Origin of the sequence: Candidatus Methanoplasma termitum (assembly GCF_000800805.1) — an archaeon.
GTDB classification, from domain to species: domain Archaea; phylum Thermoplasmatota; class Thermoplasmata; order Methanomassiliicoccales; family Methanomethylophilaceae; genus Methanoplasma; species Methanoplasma termitum.
This window is the reverse complement of sequence record NZ_CP010070.1, coordinates 1,466,404-1,488,669: the sequence shown is the minus strand read 5'-3', so window position 1 is coordinate 1,488,669 and position 22,266 is coordinate 1,466,404. Positions and strand designations below refer to the sequence as shown.

Annotated in this window: 21 protein-coding genes; 11 read left to right on the top strand and 10 right to left on the bottom strand. The window is 49.0% G+C overall.

The annotated features are described in order from the left end of the window. The first annotated feature begins 285 nt into the window (after positions 1–285). The 4 genes from Mpt1_RS07210 (at position 286) to Mpt1_RS07195 (ending at position 4,487) form a co-directional block, all read left to right on the top strand. On the top strand, positions 286–594 hold the full coding sequence (locus Mpt1_RS07210) for a hypothetical protein (protein WP_048113518.1): 309 nt from the start codon (positions 286–288) through the stop codon (positions 592–594). Between the two features lie 21 nt (positions 595–615). Beyond that, positions 616–1,947, top strand: coding sequence for a tRNA(Ile)(2)-agmatinylcytidine synthase (locus Mpt1_RS07205; RefSeq protein WP_238603119.1), 1,332 nt, complete (start codon positions 616–618; stop codon positions 1,945–1,947). A gap of 54 nt (positions 1,948–2,001) precedes the next feature. Further along, positions 2,002–3,180 carry a thiolase family protein gene (locus Mpt1_RS07200; protein WP_048113516.1) on the top strand — a complete coding sequence of 393 codons (1,179 nt, stop codon included), beginning with the start codon at positions 2,002–2,004 and terminating at the stop codon, positions 3,178–3,180. A gap of 86 nt (positions 3,181–3,266) precedes the next feature. Further along, positions 3,267–4,487 (top strand): M20 family metallo-hydrolase, encoded by a 1,221-nt coding sequence (locus tag Mpt1_RS07195; protein ID WP_048113513.1) that lies wholly within the window; start codon positions 3,267–3,269, stop codon positions 4,485–4,487. Positions 4,488–4,508: 21 nt separating this feature from the next. On the opposite strand, the gene ftsY is transcribed toward Mpt1_RS07195, so the two are convergent. From ftsY to priS, 7 genes are all read right to left on the bottom strand, one after another. Beyond that, positions 4,509–6,209, bottom strand: coding sequence for a signal recognition particle-docking protein FtsY (ftsY, locus tag Mpt1_RS07835; protein ID WP_082007297.1), 1,701 nt, complete (start codon positions 6,207–6,209; stop codon positions 4,509–4,511). 7 nt (positions 6,210–6,216) lie between these two features. After that, the gene (gene pfdA, locus Mpt1_RS07185; RefSeq protein WP_048113511.1) at positions 6,217–6,642 is read right to left on the bottom strand and encodes a prefoldin subunit alpha; all 426 of its coding nucleotides are present in this window, start codon (positions 6,640–6,642) and stop codon (positions 6,217–6,219) included. Positions 6,643–6,644: 2 nt separating this feature from the next. After that, positions 6,645–6,869, bottom strand: coding sequence for a 50S ribosomal protein L18Ae (rpl18a, locus tag Mpt1_RS07180; RefSeq protein ID WP_048113508.1), 225 nt, complete (start codon positions 6,867–6,869; stop codon positions 6,645–6,647). Between the two features lie 67 nt (positions 6,870–6,936). Next, positions 6,937–8,775, bottom strand: a complete 1,839-nt coding sequence (locus Mpt1_RS07175; RefSeq protein ID WP_048113507.1) for an ABC transporter ATP-binding protein — start codon at positions 8,773–8,775, stop codon at positions 6,937–6,939. After that, positions 8,772–10,604, bottom strand: coding sequence for an ABC transporter ATP-binding protein (locus tag Mpt1_RS07170; protein ID WP_048113505.1), 1,833 nt, complete (start codon positions 10,602–10,604; stop codon positions 8,772–8,774). The genes Mpt1_RS07175 and Mpt1_RS07170 overlap by 4 nt, the downstream gene beginning before the upstream one ends. 101 nt (positions 10,605–10,705) lie before the next feature. Beyond that, the gene (locus tag Mpt1_RS07165; RefSeq protein ID WP_052399339.1) at positions 10,706–11,146 is read right to left on the bottom strand and encodes a MarR family winged helix-turn-helix transcriptional regulator; all 441 of its coding nucleotides are present in this window, start codon (positions 11,144–11,146) and stop codon (positions 10,706–10,708) included. Positions 11,147–11,228: 82 nt separating this feature from the next. Next, positions 11,229–12,452 (bottom strand): DNA primase catalytic subunit PriS, encoded by a 1,224-nt coding sequence (priS, locus tag Mpt1_RS07160; RefSeq protein WP_048113503.1) that lies wholly within the window; start codon positions 12,450–12,452, stop codon positions 11,229–11,231. A 52-nt stretch (positions 12,453–12,504) separates the two neighbouring features. Between priS and Mpt1_RS07155 the strand changes: the two genes are divergently transcribed. Together Mpt1_RS07155 and Mpt1_RS07150 are read left to right on the top strand one after the other, a co-directional pair. Then, complete coding sequence (locus Mpt1_RS07155) at positions 12,505–13,341, top strand: TatD family hydrolase (protein ID WP_048113500.1); 837 nt, start codon at positions 12,505–12,507, stop codon at positions 13,339–13,341. Between the two features lie 40 nt (positions 13,342–13,381). Further along, a complete protein-coding gene (locus Mpt1_RS07150; protein ID WP_048113498.1) occupies positions 13,382–14,143 on the top strand; it encodes an MBL fold metallo-hydrolase in 762 nt (253 codons plus the stop codon). Positions 14,144–14,301: 158 nt separating this feature from the next. Here Mpt1_RS07150 and Mpt1_RS07145 read toward each other — a convergent pair whose 3' ends face one another. After that, positions 14,302–14,682: an AlbA family DNA-binding domain-containing protein gene (locus Mpt1_RS07145; protein WP_052399338.1), complete on the bottom strand. Its 381-nt coding sequence runs from the start codon at positions 14,680–14,682 to the stop codon at positions 14,302–14,304. Positions 14,683–14,828: 146 nt separating this feature from the next. Here Mpt1_RS07145 and Mpt1_RS07140 point away from each other — a divergent pair, with 146 nt between their 5' ends. Then, a complete protein-coding gene (locus Mpt1_RS07140) occupies positions 14,829–15,746 on the top strand; it encodes a zinc metalloprotease HtpX (RefSeq protein ID WP_048113496.1) in 918 nt (305 codons plus the stop codon). A 2-nt stretch (positions 15,747–15,748) separates the two neighbouring features. Here the strand turns inward: Mpt1_RS07140 and hxlA are convergent, their stop codons facing one another. Beyond that, the gene (gene hxlA / locus Mpt1_RS07135; protein WP_048113494.1) at positions 15,749–17,041 is read right to left on the bottom strand and encodes a 3-hexulose-6-phosphate synthase; all 1,293 of its coding nucleotides are present in this window, start codon (positions 17,039–17,041) and stop codon (positions 15,749–15,751) included. Positions 17,042–17,299: 258 nt separating this feature from the next. Between hxlA and Mpt1_RS07130 the strand changes: the two genes are divergently transcribed. From Mpt1_RS07130 to Mpt1_RS07115, 4 genes are all read left to right on the top strand, one after another. Then, positions 17,300–18,541, top strand: a complete 1,242-nt coding sequence (locus Mpt1_RS07130; protein ID WP_048113492.1) for an ATP-binding protein — start codon at positions 17,300–17,302, stop codon at positions 18,539–18,541. Between the two features lie 173 nt (positions 18,542–18,714). Further along, a complete protein-coding gene (locus Mpt1_RS07125; protein WP_048113490.1) occupies positions 18,715–19,191 on the top strand; it encodes an arsenate-mycothiol transferase ArsC in 477 nt (158 codons plus the stop codon). Continuing rightward, complete coding sequence (locus Mpt1_RS07120; protein WP_048113488.1) at positions 19,188–19,706, top strand: DUF367 family protein; 519 nt, start codon at positions 19,188–19,190, stop codon at positions 19,704–19,706. Before Mpt1_RS07125 ends, Mpt1_RS07120 begins: the two co-directional genes overlap by 4 nt. Positions 19,707–19,788: 82 nt before the next feature. After that, positions 19,789–21,351 carry a hypothetical protein gene (locus Mpt1_RS07115; protein WP_048113486.1) on the top strand — a complete coding sequence of 521 codons (1,563 nt, stop codon included), beginning with the start codon at positions 19,789–19,791 and terminating at the stop codon, positions 21,349–21,351. 124 nt (positions 21,352–21,475) lie between these two features. Here the strand turns inward: Mpt1_RS07115 and Mpt1_RS07110 are convergent, their stop codons facing one another. Further along, on the bottom strand, positions 21,476–22,105 hold the full coding sequence (locus tag Mpt1_RS07110; RefSeq protein ID WP_158386805.1) for a (Fe-S)-binding protein: 630 nt from the start codon (positions 22,103–22,105) through the stop codon (positions 21,476–21,478). Between the last annotated feature and the right edge of the window lie 161 nt (positions 22,106–22,266).

The following is a 22,266-nucleotide window of genomic DNA, read 5'->3' as shown; positions in this document are numbered from 1 at the left end:
AATACTGTATTACATAGATTGATAATAATCACCAATCAAGGAGAATATCAATGAAAGGATACTTGGTCATGGCCGGTTGTGTACTCGGGATAGCGGCGTTCATTCTGATAATTTGGGCCATCGGAAACTTCAGTTAATCATATCTTTTAATAAATTTACAATATTTTTCTTTTATATCGGTAATAAAAAAAGTTCCACTGGAAATAAAGGGGGGAGGGCGTAAATTAAAAGGTAGTATACTTGTAGCTTTATACCTTTAAATCCATCAAAAAAATCAAGCGGTCCATGAAGACATTCGATCGTTATTCTCTGCTTTGTTTTTCGGTTGCGCTGATATTGGTCCTGACCCTGTTCATCGGCGGCGAGGGCCAGGAGAACAAGAAAGAAAGTATAATCGGTATTGTTTATGATATCCACACAACACAGAATGGATACACCTTTTTGCTGGAGGACTGCGATGGCACGGACATAAAGTGTTTCGCTCGCATCGAGCCCACCGGCATGGGAATATATTCTATTGAAGGATCATACTCTGATGACGGCGGTATGTTATTTGTCAGTTCTATGTCGGCTGCCGCCGATAACGAGCTTTAAAGAGTATACGGTAATTAAAGGATGACCGGAATGTATGTTGCAGTCGATGATACCGATTCCCTCAGGGGCAATTGTACAACATTCCTTGCCACCGAGATACTTTCCGTGTTGAGCAAGGAGATGGATCTGATAGGATATCCTAGACTTATCCGCCTAAATCCCGCCGTCCCGTGGAAGACGCGGGGCAACGCCTCACTGTCAATGAGGTTCGGTAAGGGGAGAGGAAAGAAGACGCCGGTAGGCAGCATATCCGGCAGGGACATATTCTGTTTTGAGAGTGCGACATCATACGAACCGGAAGAAGACCACATCCTTGACCGAATCATTCCCGTAATAGATCGGCGCAGAGAGCCGGACTCCGATACCGGCCTGATCGTAAGCAGAAGGAAGCCTAACCCGTCTTTGTATTGGAAAGGGGTCAGGACGATATTGGACAAGAGTGCGGTCGAAGACGAGATAGAGCGGATAGGTGCATTCAAATTCGAGGCCGGGTGCGGAAGAGGGATAATCGGCGCAGCTTGCGGGATGGCGTGGAGGCCAAGAGCCAGCACATTAGAATTGTTGACGTACAGGCCGGAGGCAAGATGGGGCACCGAACGCATCTTCGACCCATTATCGATAAGGGAGGCCGACAGGGTTCTGCCGTCGACTTTCAACAGCTGGGAAGAAAGGACGGAGAAGGTTGCAATGGTTCCCGGGACACCATGCCCGATAATGTACGGTCTTCGCGGAAATGACCCTTCAGAGCTTATGAAAGGCAAGGAAATAATCAACAGCGAACCCATTGAGAGATGGATGGTATTCCTGACCAATCAGGGGACAGACGACCACATAATATATGGGGCGGAAGAATTGATCCCGAACCGATCCTACTATGTCGAAGGACGGATCGTCAAGAGCCGGCACATCTCCGGAGGACATGTGTTGACAGATATGGACACGAGATACGGCAGAATAACGGTCGGCGCATACGAGCCGTCAAAAGAGTTCCGATATCTCTTTGATAACCTGTCGGAGGGCGACACGATCGGAGTGATGGGTGAACTCCGAGAAGAGCCCAGGACCCTCAATGCGGAGAAGGTACATGTCCTCGGGGTCTCAGATAAGTATGAAAAGGTCTCAAACCCGATATGCCAGAGCTGTGGAAGGACAATGGAATCCATCGGAAAGGGAAAGGGCTATCGCTGCAGAAAATGCCACACTTCAGCCGAAACTCCTCAGACGGAAAAGGCGTTGAGGTGGATAAGAGAGGGGTGGTATGAGCCTCCTGCGGCCGCCAGACGGCACTTGTCAAAGCCGCTGAAGATGACAGGGACCGAACCGCCGCTTGAGTTCGTCAATATGCGTATGTGACCCCCGACACCAATATATACTCTTTTTTAATAGGATACGGTAGGTTCGGGCACTATGGAAGAAGTTGTAATACTCAGCGCAGCAAGGACTGCGATAGGAAAATATGGTAAATCGCTCAAAGGCATAAAGGTAACAGAACTCGGAGCGACAACCCTCATCGAGGCTATAAAAAGGGCGAAGCTGAGTCCCGCAGACATTGAAGAGTGCATAATGGGAAACGTTGTTTCAACAGGGGTCGGGCAGAATCCCGCAAGGCAGGCCGCCGTCGCAGCGGGGATGCCGGTAGAGATCGGTTCGTATACCGTTAACGATGTGTGCGGTTCGGGCCTTAAATCGGTGATGAATGCAGCAGACGCCATCAAAGCCGGCGAATACAATGTTATCGCCGCAGGCGGAATGGAAAGCATGAGCAATGTTCCGTACCATGTCGATAATATGAGGTGGGGGGCCGTGATGGGCGACCAGACAATGGTCGATACCATGATCCACGACGGCCTATGGGATATTTTCAGTAACCAACACATGGGGATCACTGCGGAGATCGTCGCAGAAAGATTTGGTATCACAAGGCAGGATGCCGACAAACTGTCGTTCGACAGCAACAAAAATGCCGCAGCCGCGATCGCTTCAGGCAAATTCAAAAAAGAGATCGTCCCATATGTAATAAGATCCAAGAAGGGCGACACAGTGTTCGATACCGACGAAGGAGTGAGGGCAGACACAACAATGGAGGCTCTTGCCAAGCTGAGGCCGGCGTTCAAAGAAGGCGGAATGGTCACCGCCGGCAACTCTTCCCAGTTGAGCGACGGGGCAGCGGCAGTTATCGTAGCTTCCAGATCTTGGGCGGACGAACGCGGCCTCAAACCGCTGGCAAGCGTAGTGGCATACGGCGAGAGGGGGGTTAAGCCGGAATTTGTTATGGAGGCCCCTATTCCCACTACAGAGCACGTCCTCAAGAGGGCCGGGATGAAGATGGACGACATTGACCTGTTCGAACACAACGAAGCCTTTGCGACAGCGTCCTGCGCCGTCAAGAAAGCACTCAATGTGCCAGATGAGATATTCAATGTGAACGGGGGGGCTGTCGCGCTCGGCCATCCGATAGGATGCTCGGGATCGCGCATCCTGACATCCCTGATATATGAGCTTAAACAACGGCATAAAGAGACAGGACTCTGTACGCTGTGCCTCGGCGGCGGGAACGCCGTGACAATGATCATACGCAGAGAATGATCATACGCCACAAAACAGCTTAACCAAACCCCATCTTTGTTCGTTGATAGCAAATCTATATTATCAATATCAGACAATCTCCAATCATGGAACTGGAGCGGATCCTTGCTAAGATCGAAAGGTCTCGGGATGACATGGTGCGGGTGATGTCAGAGATGATCCGCATTCCTGCAATTGCTCCGGAGAATGGCGGAACGGGCGAAGGCAAAAGGGCAGACATGTTGACCAAATATCTGGAAGGGTACGACAGTGTCATAAGGATCGACGCACAGGATGATTTCGACCCCAACGTCATGAGGCCGAACATACTCGCAAAAAAGAATGGTAAAGGTAAAGGGACCGTTTGGATCATCGCTCACACAGACACCGTGCCGGTAGGCGATTTTAATGATTGGGAGACAGATCCGTTCGACCCGGTAGTAAAGGACGGAAAGATATATGGGCGCGGGACGGAGGACAATGGTCAGGCAGTGATCTCGTCGCTGTTCGCTTCCAAGTTCATTCCGAAAGAGATGCTGTCAAAGAGATCCATAGGCATAGCATATGTTGCCGACGAAGAGATGTCCAGCAAGATGGGCATAGACTATCTGATCAAAAAAGGATGCTTCTCCAAAGATGATGTTTTCATAGTGCCGGACTGGGGAAGCCCAGACGGAGATCTTGTCGATGTGGCCGAGAAGAATCTTATATGGCTACAGTTCAACGTCACAGGCAAGTCCACGCACGGATCGACCCCGGACAAGGGCATAAACGCGTTCAGAGTGGGGAACGTATTCCTTACGGACCTGCTCGCAAGGTTCGAAAAAGAATTTCCGAATGAGAACGGCATGTTCATTCCGAAGATGTCCACATTCGAGCCGACCAAATGCAGCAGCACCGTGATGAATGTGAACACGATACCGGGCAACTTCGAGTTCTCATTGGATATCAGGGCCCTCCCGGAATACAAGCAGGACGACATCCTCGCCGTCGCAAAACGTGTCGCAAAGGAACACGAGAAAAAGACCGGGGCGAAGATAGAGATAATCGAACTGCAGAGGCACACCGCAGGCGGCGCATCATCTACAGAGGGGGAGGTGTTCGAAGCCCTTATGGACTCCGTAGAATCGGTCATCGGAATAAGGCCGAGGCCGGTCGGTGTCGGAGGGGCGACATGCGCTAATTTCTTTAGAAAAGAAGGGTACGACGCATATGTATGGCAGAACGGAGGCGGGACACTTCACGGGCCGAACGAGTATGTTGTCATTGACAATATAGTGATAGATGCGAAGGTCTTTGCAACGCTGTTCTTTAAACTCTGTGTTTGAACACTCATAGAGCCAGATGTTTTATTCTTCAAAAAGACGCTCAAGCATCCAATTTGAATCGAAGACCTGAAGGTCCTTATATTCCTGTCCGTTTGATACGAAGGCGATCGGTTTTCCGATGGTATGTGCGATAGAAAGCGCCGCACCGCCTTTTGCATCGGTATCGATCTTTGTAAGGACTATCGCATCGATCCCGATCGCAGCATCGAACACCTTAGCCTGTTCGATAGCATCGTTGCCCGCCAAAGCATCCCCGACGAATACTTTCAACGCCGGCTTTGAGATCCTTGCGATCTTTTTCATCTCGTCAATGAGGTTGTTGTTGGTCTGCATGCGGCCGGCGGTGTCAATGAGGACCGCATCTTTCCTCTTGGATTTGGCGTGCTCTATCGCATCGTATGCGACCGCCGACGGGTCCGCATCCTGCTGATGCTTAACGATCTTCACATTGAGTCTGTCGGCGTGTATGCTCAGTTGTTCGATCGCCCCCGCCCTGAAAGTGTCGCACGCTGCGAGAACGACGCTTCTCTCATGATCCAGCAGCCTTTTCGCGATCTTCGCGATAGTTGTTGTTTTCCCAGTCCCGTTTATTCCGACGAACATTATCACGACGGGTTTAGGCTGTTCTTCGAACCATCTGTCAAAGTCGAACTCGTTGATCTTCAGAACCCTCCTTACGGATTCTTTTACGGCCGTCTCGACGACCTCTTCGAGAGTGTACTGTCTTCCGTATTTTTTGTTGATCAGGTTGTCCCTTACGCCGAGAATTATGTCCTGTACGACTGGATAAGCGACATCGGATTCCAGAAGTATGACCTCTAATTCATCGAGGAGGTCATCAAGTGGGTCATCTTTGATCCTTTTACCCGAGTCGCCGACCATCTCTCCCGCAGGATAGACTTTCTTCTCTCTGGTCTCGGCGGGGTTCTGTTTATTGCGTTTGAGCCACTCTTTCCTCGAGATCGGTTTTTCTTCAACTGCCTCAGGCTTCTTTGGTTCTGCGGCGGGTTTCTCCTTCTCTTTAGCCGGTCTGGCCTTTTCTGCCTCAAGGGCAGCCATCTCTGCGGCAACTCTCTTCTTCTCTGCCGCGGCCTCTTCCTCCGCCCTTTTCTGGGCCGCTAACCTTTCTCTCTCAGCCGCTTCGGCATCTTCCTTTGCCTTTTTCTTGGCGGCTAATCTTTCTTCTTCCGCAGATGCGGCAAGTCTTTTCTTCTCGGCTTCGGCATCTTCCTTTGCCTTTTTCTTGGCTGACGACTTCTCTTTTTCCGCCGCCTTGGCAAGTCTCTTCTCTTCTGCAGCGGCCTCTTCCTCCGCCTTTTTCTTGGCTGCCAACCTTTCTTTCTCCTCTGCCGCCGCTCTTTTTTTCTCGGCAGAGTCGTCGACCTTTGGTGCTACTTTTGCCTTCTCTTCTTTCTTTGGCTGAGGTTTTTCGGACTTTGCAGGGTTTGAGGGGGTCGTCTTTATCGGAGTATAAGTGGAACCGGATTCCTTTGCCCGCTCCTCAAGATAATCATTTTCCAATTTTTCGAAGAAGGCATCGTCGTCGAGGTCCTCATCGGGAACATCAACTTCATCGGCATGGAGTTCTTCTTCTTCATCGGGGGGCTCCTCCTCAATAATTTTATCCTTCTTTTTCGGAGTTTCTTCATAGATCTTCTCGGAGTCCAACTTCGAAGCTGATTTGCCCAGACCTTTGAGCTTGGATTTCAGAGAATCGAACATACCGGTATCACTGTACAGATTGCTCTCTGTATCTATATTCGTTCTGGACGGCGGCCGTCAGTTCAGCGGCCGTTCTCTCTATCTCGCTGATGGCGCCGACAACTTCTCTTAAAGACTTTGAGAGGTCGCTCACCAGATTCTCCATGAAAGTTATGGCTTCATCAAGATCTTTTTCTGTGGATAGCCTGTTGCCGATGCCCACGATCGCCTTCTTGTTGCCGGTGGCCTTTGCGTGAACGAATGAGGATGCACCGACGGGGATCAGAAGGTCATCCCCTTCTTTTGCATCGACCAGTGCTTTGAACGCCTCTTTTGCTCTTGTAGTATCCTCAAGAGAGACCTGAAGCAGTCTGGCCTGCCTGTTAAGAGCCTCTAGCTGGGCGCTGTATGCCTCTAAGACCGCCATCGCCTGACGAAGCTCATCATCTTCCATTTTTATGCCTCGATATCGTATTTTACAACGTGGTTCGTGACCTGATCGGGAGAGAGTTCGACGATCTCTGTGATGTCGATCTCCCATCTCTTGAGTCTGTGTTTGCTGCCGAGAGTGGACAGTGTCTTCTCCCTGCATGCATCCTCATTCTCAGCGGAGACCTCGATGGAGAAAGACTGTCTCTTCCTGGGGTCAGCATATGTGCCTGTTACGCGGAATGCTTTCATAAGGTCTGTGATTTATATTATATTAATAAAGGTTTGGGAAAAAGGTTTGGTTCTTCGCATAGCCGTGTTATCCGTCGCATCCTTCGAATTGGCTGTTGTAAAGTCCGGCATAGAAGCCGTTCTTTGCAAGCAGCTGATCGTGACTGCCGCTTTCGACGACATCCCCATCCCTTATAACCAGGATCTTGTCGGCGTTCTTTATCGTCGACAATCTGTGTGCGATGACGAATGAAGTTCTGCCCACGGTCAACTTATCCATTGCTGCCTGAACTATGCGTTCGGTACGCGTGTCGACCGAACTCGTCGCCTCGTCCAATATCAGCAGAGGCGAGTCCTTGATGATCGCACGCGCGATCGTCAGCAGTTGTTTTTGGCCCTCGGAGAGGCTCATTGATTCATTGAGAACCGTGTCGTACTTGTCGGGGAGGGTCTGTATGAAGTGATCCAGCCCTACAGTCTTGCAGGCATTCTCAACTTGTTCGTCTGTAATGTTCTTTTCCGAATAGATGATGTTCTCCTTGATGGTGCCTTCAAATAACCAGGTGTCCTGCAGGACCATGCCGAATTGATTATGCACGTCTTCGCGAGGGACCTCCGAAGTAGGTACGCCATCGATCAATATCTCTCCGCCGTCTACCTCATAGAACCGCATCAGAAGGTTGACCAATGTGGTCTTTCCCGCGCCTGTCGGACCCACAATGGCTATCTTCTGTCCGGCCTTGACATCGGCCGAGAAGTTATGGATGACGGTCTTTTCTGGAACATATCCGAACTTGACATTCTTGAATTCCACATGTCCTTTCACACCGGTCAGGCGCTTTACTTTTTGGCTTTCATCCTCCATCTCTTCTACTTCAAGGAAGGTGAACACGCGCTCGCTTGCGGCCGCTGTTCTCTGGAGGGTAGTAACTGCCTGCGCCAATTGAGCCAGAGGCTGTGTGAACAATCTTACGAATATCATGAACGTTACGATCGTTCCGAAAGGGATCGAGCCATTCACAACGAGCACGGCTCCGACAATGCTGACCATCACATAACCGAAGTTTCCGACGAAAGACATCAGAGGGAACGTCAGTCCGGAGAAGAATTGGGATTTCCATCCGCTTACGTAAAGCTTGTTGTTTATATCTTCGAATTTTTGCCTGAACGCTTTGCTGTTGTTGTAGGCCTTTATTATCGTGTGGCCTGTGTACGCTTCCTCGACGTGGCCGTTCACGTTTCCGAGATCGCGCTGTTGAGCGGCAAAGTATCTTTGAGACCTTTTTATGATCACTGCCATCAGCGCAAACCCGGCCAAGCTTGACAATATAGCTGTAGCGGCCATTATCCAGTTGGTGAAGAGCATCGCTATCACCGAACCGACAAGCAGCGCTACCGATGTGAATAGTCCAGAAAGGCTCTGGTTCAGGGTCATTCCGATGGTGTCGATGTCATTTGTCAGATAACTCATGACATCGCCGTAGCTTGTCTTATGGAAGAAGCGGAACGGCAGACGGTTGATCTTCTTCGAGACATCTGTCCTCATCTGTTTTGATATCTTTTGAGTGACAGTTGCCAGTATCCACCCCTGAGTGAAGTTGAACATGGCAACGAACGCAAACATGAATATCAGCAGCATTCCTATGCCCACTATGTAATCCATGTCCAAAGGCTTAAGGAAATTCGGACTGTGGAGGTTGATGATGTCGCTGATCGCTGTTGCCATGTCTCCGAGGTAAATTGGAGATATGACCTGTAATGCAGTCGAAACGCACACCACCGCCATCACGATGATAATGAGCGGAAGGAAATTCTTACCATACCTGATCAGTTTGACCCATGTTCCTTTAAAATCTTTTGGCTTTTCTGTTACACGGTTTCGTCCGGGACCGCGGTTGGAGTTGTTTATAGGTCTTTCATCACTCATATTGCCAACTCCTCCTCGCTTAGTTGAGACATAGCAATCTCTTTGTAAATGCTACAGGTCGACAGAAGTTCTCTGTGTTTCCCAATCCCCATAACCTTGCCTTCATCAAGCACAACGATCTTATCCGCATCCATTATGGTACCGATGCGTTGAGCGATGATCATGCTCGTCACACCCCTTGTTTCCTTTTTTAATGCCGTTCTTAGGGCGCGGTCGGTCTTGTAATCGAGAGCAGAGAAACTGTCGTCAAAGATATATATCTCCGGCTTTCTGCAAACCGCTCTCGCGATCGAAACACGTTGTTTCTGGCCGCCTGAAAGGTTCGCACCTCCGCGTACGATCTCGGAGTCATAACCGTCCTTCATGTTTTCGACAAAGTCCTGTCCCTGAGCGATCCTGACGGCCGTCTTCACATCCTCTTCGGTTGCCTGCTCTTTTCCATTCTCACCGAATGCCACATTGGATGTGACTGTTCCAGTGAACAGTACACTTTTTTGGGGAATGTATCCGATCTTGTTGTAAAGTGATTCCAATTTATAGTTTCGAACATCCACTCCGTCAACAAGGACCGAACCCTCACTCACATCATAGAATCTGGGGACAAGATTGACCAAGGTGGTCTTTCCACTCCCTATAGAACCGATAAACGCAATGGTTTCTCCTTGCTTGGCAGAGAAGCTTATGTCCTTCAGAACGTAATCAGACGCCCCCGGATATTTGAAGCTTACATTTTTGAATTCGATAGTGCCCTTCAGACCGGTATCCGGCTCAACAACACCTCCATCTTTGATAGAAGGTTCTGTTTCGATGACCTCATAGATACGCCTTCCAGCCACCTGTGCTCTGGGCAACATTATGAAAAGAATAAGGAGCATCATTACTGCCATCATTATCTGCATGGCGTAAGACGAGAACACTATCATGTTGCCAATAGATGCGCCGACAGCCTCTCCGTAGTCTTGCATAGACGCAAAATCCGCGGGGTTGATTCTGCCGATGATTATCGCACCTATCCAATAAATGGCCAGCATCAGGCAGTTCATGATAACCATTATGAACGGGAACATCACCGCCATGCCGTGTGTAGTGTATAGTTGGGTCTTCACAAGCTCGTCATTCGCTCTCTCAAATTTTTCTTCCTGATATTTCTCTGCATTATAGGCGCGCACAACGGGAAGTCCCATCAAGTTCTCCCTCGCCCGGTCATTGACATTATCTGTAAGGGTCTGCATCTTTTTGAACTTCGGAATCACCGCCTTCATGACAATGACGAACATTACAACGAGCAGAAGCATAGCCATGCTTGTCGCAAGCGTCCATTCGTAATTAGCGACCGTGATCTTGAACAAGGCCCCTATTGCCAGCATTGGTGCGTAAATTATAAGCTGCAATCCAAAGGTGAATATCATCTGTACTTGTGTGACATCATTTGTTGAACGTGTGATCAGACTTGCGATGGAGAACTTATTGATGTCTCCCATCGAGAAAGAGTCCACTCTGTTGAACATGCGGCTTCTGCAATCCTGCGACAATCTTGAGGCCACTCTTGATGCGATGTAGCAGATCACAATAGTTGTGATCAAGCTCCCTATTGAACAAAGGATCATTAATTCTCCATAGGAATAGACCTGGTTCATTACCTCATCCTTCCCAATAAAGAGAGGGTCTCCGGGCGTAATATAGCTGGAATTAGTGATATATCGTGTTATTATGCCCATGTATTCAGGAATCTTAAGATTGAGCCAGACCTGAATTACATTGATAATGCCGATTATCACTATCAAGCCCCATTCTTTTTTCGTTAGGTATTTTAATATACTTTTGAACATAGTTTTACCCTGTTTTTTGTCGTTGTTTAAAGTCAGTATGGAGTCCCGGTCGCAATATCATCCTCTAACGCCGGGTTGTGTTGTGAATATGCATCATCGGATCATCTGTCGCAAAGCGTCGAATCTTTTGAAATGATATCCGACAATCTGCCGACGATCCTTACGAGCTCTGCCGAGTCCTCCTCTCCCAGCAGCGCAAGCATTGCTCCGATCCTCTCAGTGTGCGCCTTTTTGCGTTCTTCCGCAAGCTTCATGCCTTCCGGGGTCAATTCCACGATGATCTTGCGTCTGTCGTCGCTGTCGATCCTCCGAGTGATGAGTCCTTTATTCTCAAGGCTGTTCAATGCGGTCGCGACACGCGCAGAGCTGACACCGATAGCATCACTGATGTCACTGGGAATGATCTTACCATGTCTTTCTTTTATGAAAATAAGAACGAACGTCTCGCCTTGGATGCTGTCCGGAATGCGCCCTTTATGGGTCGCCTTCCGGATCAGTTGCATATTGCGTATGAATTCCGTGGTGAGATCATCGTAATTCATTTCATTCCCTTTTTACTAACGCCATTAGCAATTTACTATATAAGTTATTTTATTGTTGAACTGTTAATCTTGTTAAGAAAACTCAGAACAAGGATTCTTTCTTCTCTGACAGATATCCATAATCAGCGACCCGTCTGCCGACCAGGAATATTGCGGCGAACTCCGGTACTTCCGTCTCTCCGGACAGTTTGAAGTGTTCTCCCTTCATGTCGAACTCATAACCCTTCTTCAGTGTTATCTTGACCGGTTCATCTGAGTATGCGGAAGGTACGGCACTTTGGAGGGGATCGAAATCTGTCAATTCGTCACGTGTGATCGGCGTCACTCTGAGCCCTGTCTTTCCGTGTATCGACCCCGGAAGGCGGATGATCCTTTTGATATCCGGAGTGACCGGTTTATCCACCTCTGCCGTAAGGGTCGGTGCGATATCCTCTTTCATTATCTTTACGAGGGTCTCTTGGTTGTTGCGGTCAAGCGTTGCCATAGTATTCTTTTCGAAGAGCACTTTCCTCGACGCTTTCACGTCCTCCTGCAGTTTTATCACAGTGGCGGTCTTCGATGCCGAGATCGACGGATAGATCTTCCTCAATACTTTCGGGTCAAGGTCGCAGACATCGTTCACAAGGTCCATCAGCCCGACCCGCATCCTTCCTCTCCATCCGCCGGCCTCTGAGTCAGGTATCAGGCGGTCCTTTGCAACGTTGGTCCTGGTACCGGTCGCGGTCTTGACCTGAGATGTTGCGACCTTGTGGAACGGGAATACCCAGTCTATGTTAAGACCGGAACATGTGATGTAGTCGACAAGCTCTCTTCTTTCGTAGGTCCCAAGCGTAAGTACCTCCTGCGAAGGGATGTGGGCATGATATCCGCGGCCACCCGAGAATGTTATGTGCACATCCTTCTCTGAAAAGCCCAGATCGGAGAAAAGGAACGAATCGGTAAGATTGATCATCTCGTCTCTGATCTTGATCATCATCTCGGAATAGGACATCTTGTCCGCGCCTTCAAGGTGATCCGCGTCCAGATCGAATATCAGTTCCGCACCCAGCCACTCCTTCTCCTCCATGGTCGGGGCGCTCGGTTTTCTGTAATATGCGGTGGAATAGTAACTGTGGCTGGGCACCTGCGCGATCATGAATCTGTTCAATTCCTCCGGTGTGGGGAAACCCATATGCCTTTGCACCATCTGTCTATCGAAGAACATGAAACCGAATTCCCTTTTTGTGAAACGGTCCGGCATTATCGGAGGGTTCTCCTTGTAATATTTCCTGAAGGATTTCAGCAGGAAGCGGGAATTGGCGTCCATAGCATACTCGAATCAGGTAATGTATAATTATATTGTCTGCCGCTTTACCGATATGGCCGAAAAGATCCCAGTTTATGACAATCATATCCACATGGACCCGTCCGGTAGGAATGTGGACGCCGTCAGGGAGTTCGAGTCGGCCGGAGGCACAGGATTCACTCTTGTCACGTTGCCGTACAAACAGGTCAAAATAACAAAAGGGAACGATTTCATCGACTCTTACGGCATAACCTTCTCTCTCGCCGAAAAAGCGAGAGCGGCAACAAAGCTGGAAATAAACATCGCCGTCGGCCCGTATCCGGTATTGATCCTGCCGCTTGCAGAGAGATACGGTCTCGAAAAGGCGGAAGAGATCCTGATGGAAGGAATGGATATAGCGGCTAAGCTGGTGGGTGAGGGGAAGGCTTGTGCATTGGGAGAGATAGGAAGGCCTCATTTCGATGTGCCAGCAGACATTTTGGAAGCTTCAAACAGGATCTTGTCAAGAGGTATGGAATACGCAAAAGAACTGGACTGCCCCGTGATAATCCATTCCGAATCCAGGGAAGATACGGATCTGTCGCTTTCAAAAATGGCGAAGAGCGCGAGCCTCGAACCGAGCATGGTGATCAAACATTCATCCCCGCCGTTTGTCACGGACGGGGAGACGCACGGCGTGATGCCATCCATGCCGGCCTCAAAAAAGAATATCAACGAAGCTCTCGGAAAAGGGTCAAAGAGGTTCATGCTCGAGACCGATTACATCGACGATCCCGAAAAACCCGACATGATGATGCCTATAACGACCGTCCCGACGAAAATAAAGATGTTCCTTGCGAACGGTAAGCTCACGGAAGAAGATGTGAACAGGATATGTTCGGACATTCCGAATAGATACTATCGCCGTTGAAACATTATTCAATGAAAAGAGGAATACGGAGGCGAAGGACATGGAGGCAAAGATAACCAGCGTCTACGACGAAGGTGCGGTAGAAGGCACCCCGCTCATCGGAGCGGAAGGATTTTCGGTGCTGATAGAGATAGGCAGCAATAAGATACTTTTTGATACAGGCAGAAGGGGAAGGTACCTTATGCACAATCTTTCGTTCCTTGACATAGAGCCAGAGATGATAAACACGGTTGTGATCTCCCATGGGCACAAAGGCCATGCGGGAGGGCTGGACACCCTGCTCCGGGAAAGGGAGACGCCGTTGCTCATATATGCTCCGAGATTTGCAATGGGCACAAAGACCATGTTCGGTACCGGCGGCGGGATACAGATCGGAGAGGACATCGCAGATAAGGCGGACATCGTCGAGATCAACGATTGGAAAGAAATAGCCGACAAAGTATTCGTCTCCGCTCCGATGGACATCGGCAAAGAAGAGACGGAATCGTTCATTGTGATAAGATCGAGGAAGGGGCCGATCGTGATCTCCTCGTGTTCCCATGCAGGTGCTGACAAAGTTATGGAGGCCGTGAAAAGCAAATTCGGGGCGTACCCGCACGGATACGTCGGCGGACTGCACATGGGCAAAAAAGAAAAGACCAAAGCGGAAGCGGTCGCAAACCTGTTCTCCGAGAAGAATTGTAATTCCCTTTATATCAATCACTGCACCGGCGTCAACGGGATCATGTACATGAGAGCCGTCCTCGGTATCAAAGGAGTTAATAATTTCTACGTCGGTTCAAGCATAAGCGTCGATCTTTGAAAGCGGGATCCGGCGCAACAGATCTCTGTTTACAGCTACTGCCCGATGCCGGCAAACTACGACTCGAAGTAACGAACGGAAACTGCCCCAGACGGTATTGAGCGCATCTGTGTTGGCGCAACACCGTCAACAGATCGCATCGGCAGTCGCCTAAACCATCAAGGTTCCTTGCGCCGTCTCTTTGTCGGTCGTTCCGAAAGCAATGCCGGTTTTATGTCGATTATCCATTCCCCCTTCTTTCTGATGTAGTAAGGGCGCTGCTGTCCGCATGAGACTATCACGCGAACAATATCGTTGTCATCTATTTTATCCGCAACAACGTCGAAAAGACCGAGGGTCTGCGGGCGGATATTGTTGCGTATGAGGTCGACCGCTTTTCGCTGTACGGTGTCTGGGTCATCCACCCCGATTGCTGCGCCGTTATCATCGATGCCGACGATGATCTCACCGCCTCCTGTGTAATTCAGGAAAGAAACAACAGTACGTACAAAGCGTTCGTTCAGCTCTCTCTCGAATTCGATCCTGTTTGTTTCTTGCATCTTTATCACCTTTATGTCATTATAAAACTAATTTATCATCCCATTTAGCAATATAAACACTGTTCACATTAACATTTGCTTTTTGAGCAGTTCTTTTCAAAGATATATTCAAATACGCTCGGAATAGTACCAAGCTGAGTGATACCATGATTTGGCAGGTCAGGACCGCAGTTATGTTCATCGTGATGACAATCATACTTGTTGCCGTAGGATGGCTGGTAGGATGGTTTTTCGGTCAGATGTGGATCGGCATGATCGCAATGTTATCATTGGCGGTCGTGTTCAACGTATATGCGTATTTCTTCTCCAAGAAAAGCGCGCTGAGAGCTAACAAAGTACGCATCGTGTCCGAAGCGGAAGAGCCGAGGCTGTACGCTATAGTTAGGAAAGTATCAGAAAAAGCCGGGGTCCCGATGCCGGAGGTCGGAGTTTCCGAACTGGCTATGCCGAATGCGTTCGCAACGGGAAGGAACCCGAAGAATGCGGCGGTCGTTGCCACAAGAGGCATCCTCGGACTTCTCAAAGATGATGAACTGGAAGGCGTGATAGCACACGAGATCTCCCACATAAAGAACAGGGACATCCTAGTAATGACGGTGGCATCGACTATGGCGGCCGTGTTGTCATTCCTTGGAAGATGGGCGTTCTGGATGGCCTTCACGGGTAATCAGAGGAGCATCTATATGGTCATCGTCGCACTTGTCGTCAGCGTAACCATCCCTATCGCAGCCATACTTGTGCAGCTCGGCATATCAAGAAATCGGGAATACCTTGCCGATGAATCGGGGGCGAAGATCACCGGCAACCCGCGTGCGCTTGCGAGGGCCCTTCAAAGTATCGAGGGTGGTGTAAAAGCACCGAGCAGTGATTACAGCAACACAAGTTATGAGAGCCTGTGGATATCAAACCCAATTTCCAATAAGAATTACTTCAGGAAACTCTTCAGCACCCACCCCCCGATGGATGACAGAATAGCCAGGCTCATGGATCTCGCTGCAAAGATGGACAGCGAAAGGACCCCGAGGCAGACAGACCCCTTCAGCAAAAAGGACAGGCCTTACTGATCCTACTTTACAGGTTCCCACTTTGCGAGTTCGTTGACCTTCGAAAGTGTGGAACCTCTTTTGATCTCTTCCCTGGTCCTGTTCTCCCTTTCATTGATATCAACGGTCCGGTTGGCAACTTCGACAGCGACCTCTTTCGGTACGACCATGAGCCCGTTCTCGTCGCCGATGATCCAGTCTCCCGTACGTACGGTCTGCCCCCCGATGGTGACCTCCATGCCGATCCCGCCGTAACCTTTAGGCTCTCCCGCACACGGTACCACAGATCTTGCGAACGCCGGGAATTTCATTTTCTTTATGTCGTCAATGTCCCTTATCGCACCGTCGATGACAACACCGACAACGCCCATGGTAACTGCAGAGTTGGAGGCAAGTTCTCCCCACACCGCCATCGGAGCATTCCCAACATCGATGACAATGACATCGCCGGGTTTCGCTCTGTCAATCGCTTCCACGGGCTTTGCCCAGTCCCCGTTCGCAGTTTGGACGGTAAGCGCCCTGCCGACCATCCTAACGCCTTCGGCTATGAACGGCCTCAGACCCATTATCACTCCTTTTTTGTGGAATGCGTCGGATATGTTGCAGGTCGAAGCCTTTGAGAATGCCTTGAACAGCTCCTCTTCCCCATATTTCTTTGAGAGTACGGTGCTGACCTTCTGCCCGGACATGGATGATAACATGTCCTTAGCAGATTGTTTCACATCGGCAGCTTTGATGATCCCGCCGCCGACTATTATGATCGAGGCCCCCGCTTTAACGTATGCAGGTGCGGTCTCAACGGTTATTCCTCCGGCTGCCGCAACAGGGATCGATACCTCCTGAGCGATCTTTCTGAGAATGTCGACAGGTGCTCCTTCTCCTTTCATTTGGGTATCGATACCCATGTGAAGACAGATGTATGAAACGCCGAGCTTCTCTACCGCTTTTGCTCTCAAAACACGGTCTGGCACATTGATCATGTCTACCATGATCTCGGCGCCGTACTTCCTTCCGGAGGAAACCGCTTCCGCTATTGTAGAATCGTCGGCAAGGCCCAGGACAGTTACAACATCCGCACCCGCCTTTGCCATCATTTCAACCTCGAGCCCGCCGACATCCATTGTTTTTGTGTCGGCAATGAGCTTCCTGCCGGGGAATTCCCTGCGCAGTGTTCTGACAGCTTCGGCGCCCTCGCTTTTGATCAGCGGAGTGCCCACTTCGATCCAATCCGCGCCGCCCTCTACCGCTTCATGTGCGATAGTGACAGCACGGTTCAACTGCATAAGGTCCAAAGCTACCTGCAAGACCGGTTTCATATCGTAGTGATTAACGGGGCGTTATTTACAGTTATTGAGTGTCGATTAACGAACATGAAAAACAGTATAATTGTGTGGCATTATGCCGACACGACTGTATTTTGAATGGCATATTGCAAGTGTTACACTTGCATGAATGCTGATAATTGTGTTTTGTGCAAGTGTAACACTTGCATTAACGCTAATAATTATGCTTTATGCAAGTGTAACACTTGCACAATAAATACAATAATATACTGCAAAAGTCATATCAAAAATATGGCAGAGATGGAAAAGCTTGTTGAAAGGGAAGTATACACAACTCAGTTAAAGGGATTTATTGATAAGCCGCTGATCAAGGTCATCACGGGCGTAAGAAGGTGTGGGAAGTCGGGGATACTCAATCTAATAAAGCAAGAGATAATGAAGACAGTAGATGAAGATCACATAATCTTCATCAATTTTGAAGACTCTGATTTTGATAACATTGTTTCATACAAGGATCTTAATCAATACATCAAGGAAAAAATGAAGGATGATAAGAGGTACTACATTTTTTTAGATGAGATACAAGAGGTGACAGGTTGGGAGAAGGCCGTAAACTCGCTGAGGCTCAAAAATACCGACATCTATATTACAGGTTCCAACTCAAAGCTTCTGTCGGGGGAACTGGCAACCTTGCTGGCAGGAAGATACGTTTCTTTCGAGGCACGGACTCTGTCCTTTAAAGAGTTCATCAATTTCAGAAAGGAATTTGGCCTCGATGAGGGCATCCAGTACGGCAGGTATGGCCTGTTGGACGAATATATACGTTCCGGGGGATTCCCCTTGCTGTCTTCGATAAGGTTCACAGATGAGCAGGCCAGACAGGTCATTTCAGACATACAATCCGCGGTTGTTCTGAAAGACGTGATCGAAAGAAATAAAATAAAAAACGCACCGCTTTTGGAAAAGATCGTTTCTTTCCTCTATGATAACGTTGGGTTTTTCATTTCAGACAGAAAAATCGCAGACTATATCAAAAGTGGCGGCGGAGGGGTCGACTATGAGACGATAAGCAGTTATATCGGGCATTTGGAGAAAGCCCTTCTGATAAAACGCGTCAGCAAATACGACGTCAAAGGAAAAAGGCTTTTGGACAGTAACGACAAGTATTATTTGGCAGATCATTCGCTGCAATATGCTGTCCGCGATATGAAAACAACAAATAGGTCAGGGGTTTTGGAGAATATTGTCCACAACGACCTAGTCCGCCGTGGTTACAAGGTATATGTCGGCAAGATGGGTACAAAGGAAATAGACTTCGTTGCGGAGAAAATAAACGGCGGTGAGAAAGTCTATGTCCAGGTATGCGCGGAGCTCAAGAGTGCCGAAACTATCGAGAGGGAGTTCTCTCCCTTGGAAGATATACAGGATCACTATCCGAAATATGTTGTAACAACGGACACGTTCTGGAATGAGGACAGGAACGGTGTCAGAGGCATACACTTACACGATTTCCTTCTCAGAGAAAAACTCTGAAAGAAGTATGGGATAAAAAGCCACTCAGCTCGCCCGTCTATCATCAGATATCAGCTCGAAAATGTTCATCATCGTGGCATCTCCCCATCGAATGACGAAGATAAATGATTGTCTGTTCGGGTAAGTGCTAAATCTCTTTAGTTTATACACAGAGGTGCTCAAAGAGGGATCGAATGTTCGGGAAGAAGGAAAAGAAGGTCCGGGTGCTGTTCGTCGAAGAGAAGAACGATCTCGTCTCACAGCTTGCGGAGCATTTCACAAAGGAATATTTCGGAAATAAATATGATGTGTACAGTGCGGGGCCGAAGAAGGACATAATCGACTGTGAACTGATATCTGTGATGTACCAGATGGGAAATGATATGAGGCGGCAGGTCTCGAAGGACTTCAAGGACAGGGACTACTTGAGGGATGAGGAAGACTATGATTTGATCATTTTCCTGCAGAAAAGCACATTCGACGAATGGGCGAAGAGGACACCGTGGCAGGGGAAACAGATACTCTTTGAGTTAGAGAGGACAGAGAACTTCCAAGCGACCGACGACCTTGAGCTTGCGAACTGTTATTCCGAACTGATCGACAGGGTAAGTTCATGGGTCAAAGAGAATATGGCCGATCCCGGAAAACTGAGAACGATGATAAGCGCATGATCCCGGTAATAATACACGACAAATGTCAATGCGACCCGAAGAAATGCACAGCGAAAAGAATGTTGAAATTCGGGCTTGGAAAGGAAGCAAAAACTCTCTCGGCAATACCGTCTGGCTCTATAGTACTGTCTCCGTTTTCAAAGATAGCGCTTTCTCCTGCGGATATCGTTCACGCAAGGAAAGGATTGGTGGTCATGGACCTCACTTGGACGAACATAGACGAATTCCCGAGAGTGAGGGGGACTAACGAGCGAGTCCTGCCGTATCTTTTGGCATCCAATCCGGTCAACTGGGGTAGGCCGATGGAACTTAACAGTGCGGAAGCCGTCCTCGCATCGCTTATGATCCTGGGTGAGAAGGAACAGGCGGAATCATTCCTGGGAAGATTCAACTGGGCGCCGGAATTCATCCGACTGAACGGATCGATGCTTGAGGATTATTCCAAAGCAAAGGACAGTTCCGAAGTTGTGAGGATACAGAACGAATATCTCGAGAGCATACGCGGCAAAGATTGACGATTCTAATGATTCTCTATCGTTTTACTGTCATATCTCTTTATTAATCAAGATAGCGATGTTAATTATCCGAGGAATAAACATGATGAAAAAACCATTGAAAGCATTATCTTTGATGTTAGTGGCGGCGGCAGTCCTGATCCTTCTTTTCGGGGTGCCGACAACAATATCAAATGGAGCAGACGACGCGATCGTCATTGACACACCGTCAAAATGGGCCGATCTCGGAACAACGATAACTTTGGAAAACAACAAAGAGCTTTTCATTTATCCGGCCGCAGGGTCGCCTGCATTTCCCACGGTGATACAGATCGCCGCTAATGCTAATGTGAAGATCAATTCCTTTAGCCAGCTTATTGAAAACCTGCGGATCGCAGAAGGTGCGGACACTGCCGCACACACGGTCAGACTAAGCAACCTTACAATTACAGCCAGCGGAGGAGTAGGGTATCTCCACAATATGGGAGTGATAGAACTTATCGGGGACAACTTGATCAACGGCAACGGTAACATAGCCTTGTACTCAGCCGCCCCAGGCTCCGTTCTTACGATCACATCTTCGAACGGCGGTACACTGATCGCGAACGGTGTCGACCAGACAGGAATACATGCAATGGAACTGAGTATAGAAGGAAATGCGGATGTTTCCGCCGAGACTAGTGGCTCCGCGAAAGACGCACTCGTTTTGGACGGCCCAACGCTAAGATTAAGTGTGGCAGAAAATGCAAAACTGACCGCCACAGGCTCTGAATGGAGAGGAATATTCTTCAACATCACCACCATCCACAGCGTCGAGTGTAAAGGCACGATAATCGCTTCCGGCAAAGCCTACGGAATTGTCAGCCTAGGAAATATGTCAATAACCGGAAGCGGGACGATCATCGCAAGCGGAAGCACAGGCATTAGTACAAATCAAATGGCCGTCAGCGAAACGAATATCGTCGCTAACGGCACCGCTCAATACGGCATCTATCTCGCTACTCCGACAGACATCATCCTGTCGAACAGTGCAAAGATCAATGCGACCGGAGCTAACGGTGCCATGATGACGTTTGGAGCAAAAGGTTTCACGATGAGCTTGGGTACCACCGTTACCCTGAAGAACAGCCTGGCGGCGTGGGAGGTCCATCCGTTCACAATGGGCAGCTCCGGCAATCAATGGGTGCTGTCGGGTAATGCAAGCTTTGGTTCGTCACAAACCCCCGAAAGTTCACCCGCGACAATAGAGATATCGCCGAGCGGAAGAGGCACTGTTGTGCTGGCATCCGTTCCCGGGATCGACGGCCCCACGACCATGACCTTGACCGAGGGTTATGCCGCCGCTTCGTCTGGTGTTTTCACATTGACAGGCACCCCGACACCCACGGTCACGACCACCGGCGATGAAAAGATCACATGGAATGCCGATACAAAGAAGCTCAACATCGCGGCCGGTCTCGCCGCAGGAAGTTATGAAGTGGTGCTGAAAGCAAGCAACGGCGCTACGCCGGATGCGACCGTAACCTTCACTTTGACAGTGACGGAACCCGTTGTCAACGACAGCTCAGGTACCAGCATATGGCTGTGGATCAGCATTGTTGTGGTAATAATCATCGTGGTGGGATATGTTCTGTTCAACTTCGTCCTGAAGAAAAAGGGCGTGTGATACACAACCGCAAATAAACCTTAACAAACAACGCCCTCCGGCAAGGCTGCCGGGGGGTTTAAAATTATTTGACTGCCCGCATCACGGAACCCCTTCTCAACGGAGCAAACTGTAAATTTCTGCCTTAATCATCTGTATTTGCCAGCTGCGTCAAAAATGCGGGAAGTTCGAAACCGCTCTTTGGTCCCACGATGACCTTCCATTTGGTCATGACCTCTATGTTGCGCTCAAGGCCCTCGCAAAGTCCAGGGATTATCATGACCCTTGAATCCACTTTTTGAGAGATCCCCGAATCCGTGAGTGCCCTCATCACGGTCATCGGCGTCATGACCTTCATGGTCATAACATGGTCGATAGTGAAGCCCTTAGTATCGCTCGGTATGATCCAGGCACTCACATCAGGCGCTTTCTCAAAGATCAGCCTCAAGACATACAATGTCACTTCGCAATTACCCGTCAACAGGACCGGCGAATCCCGCGTCGGTTTATTCACAGGGATGATCGACTCCGAGACAGTCGACATAGAAAAATCCGCTTCATGGACCACAAGCCGTATCGACAACCCGCCCTCAAGGGACTTTTTCAGTTTCAGACCGATCTCGGGGCATTCTGTTATTTTTGCCTCGCCTTTGCTCAGGGCTCCTGCGAAATCCTCGCAGCTGTCCTTACCGCAACCTCCGCAATTCTTCCCCGGAAGATATTTCAGGATATCTTCCGGCGGCATCTGATAGAAATCGACTGGCTCTACTACCATATTCTCACTGAAAAGATATTTCTTTATGTAGTATAAATAGATAAATATCAATATGATAAATCGTAGCCAAAGCATTGGAACGGCTATGCAACAGTACTGGAACTATGAGCTGAAACTACAAGCGACACTCAGCAGAGCATAATTTTATAATCCGAAATTAA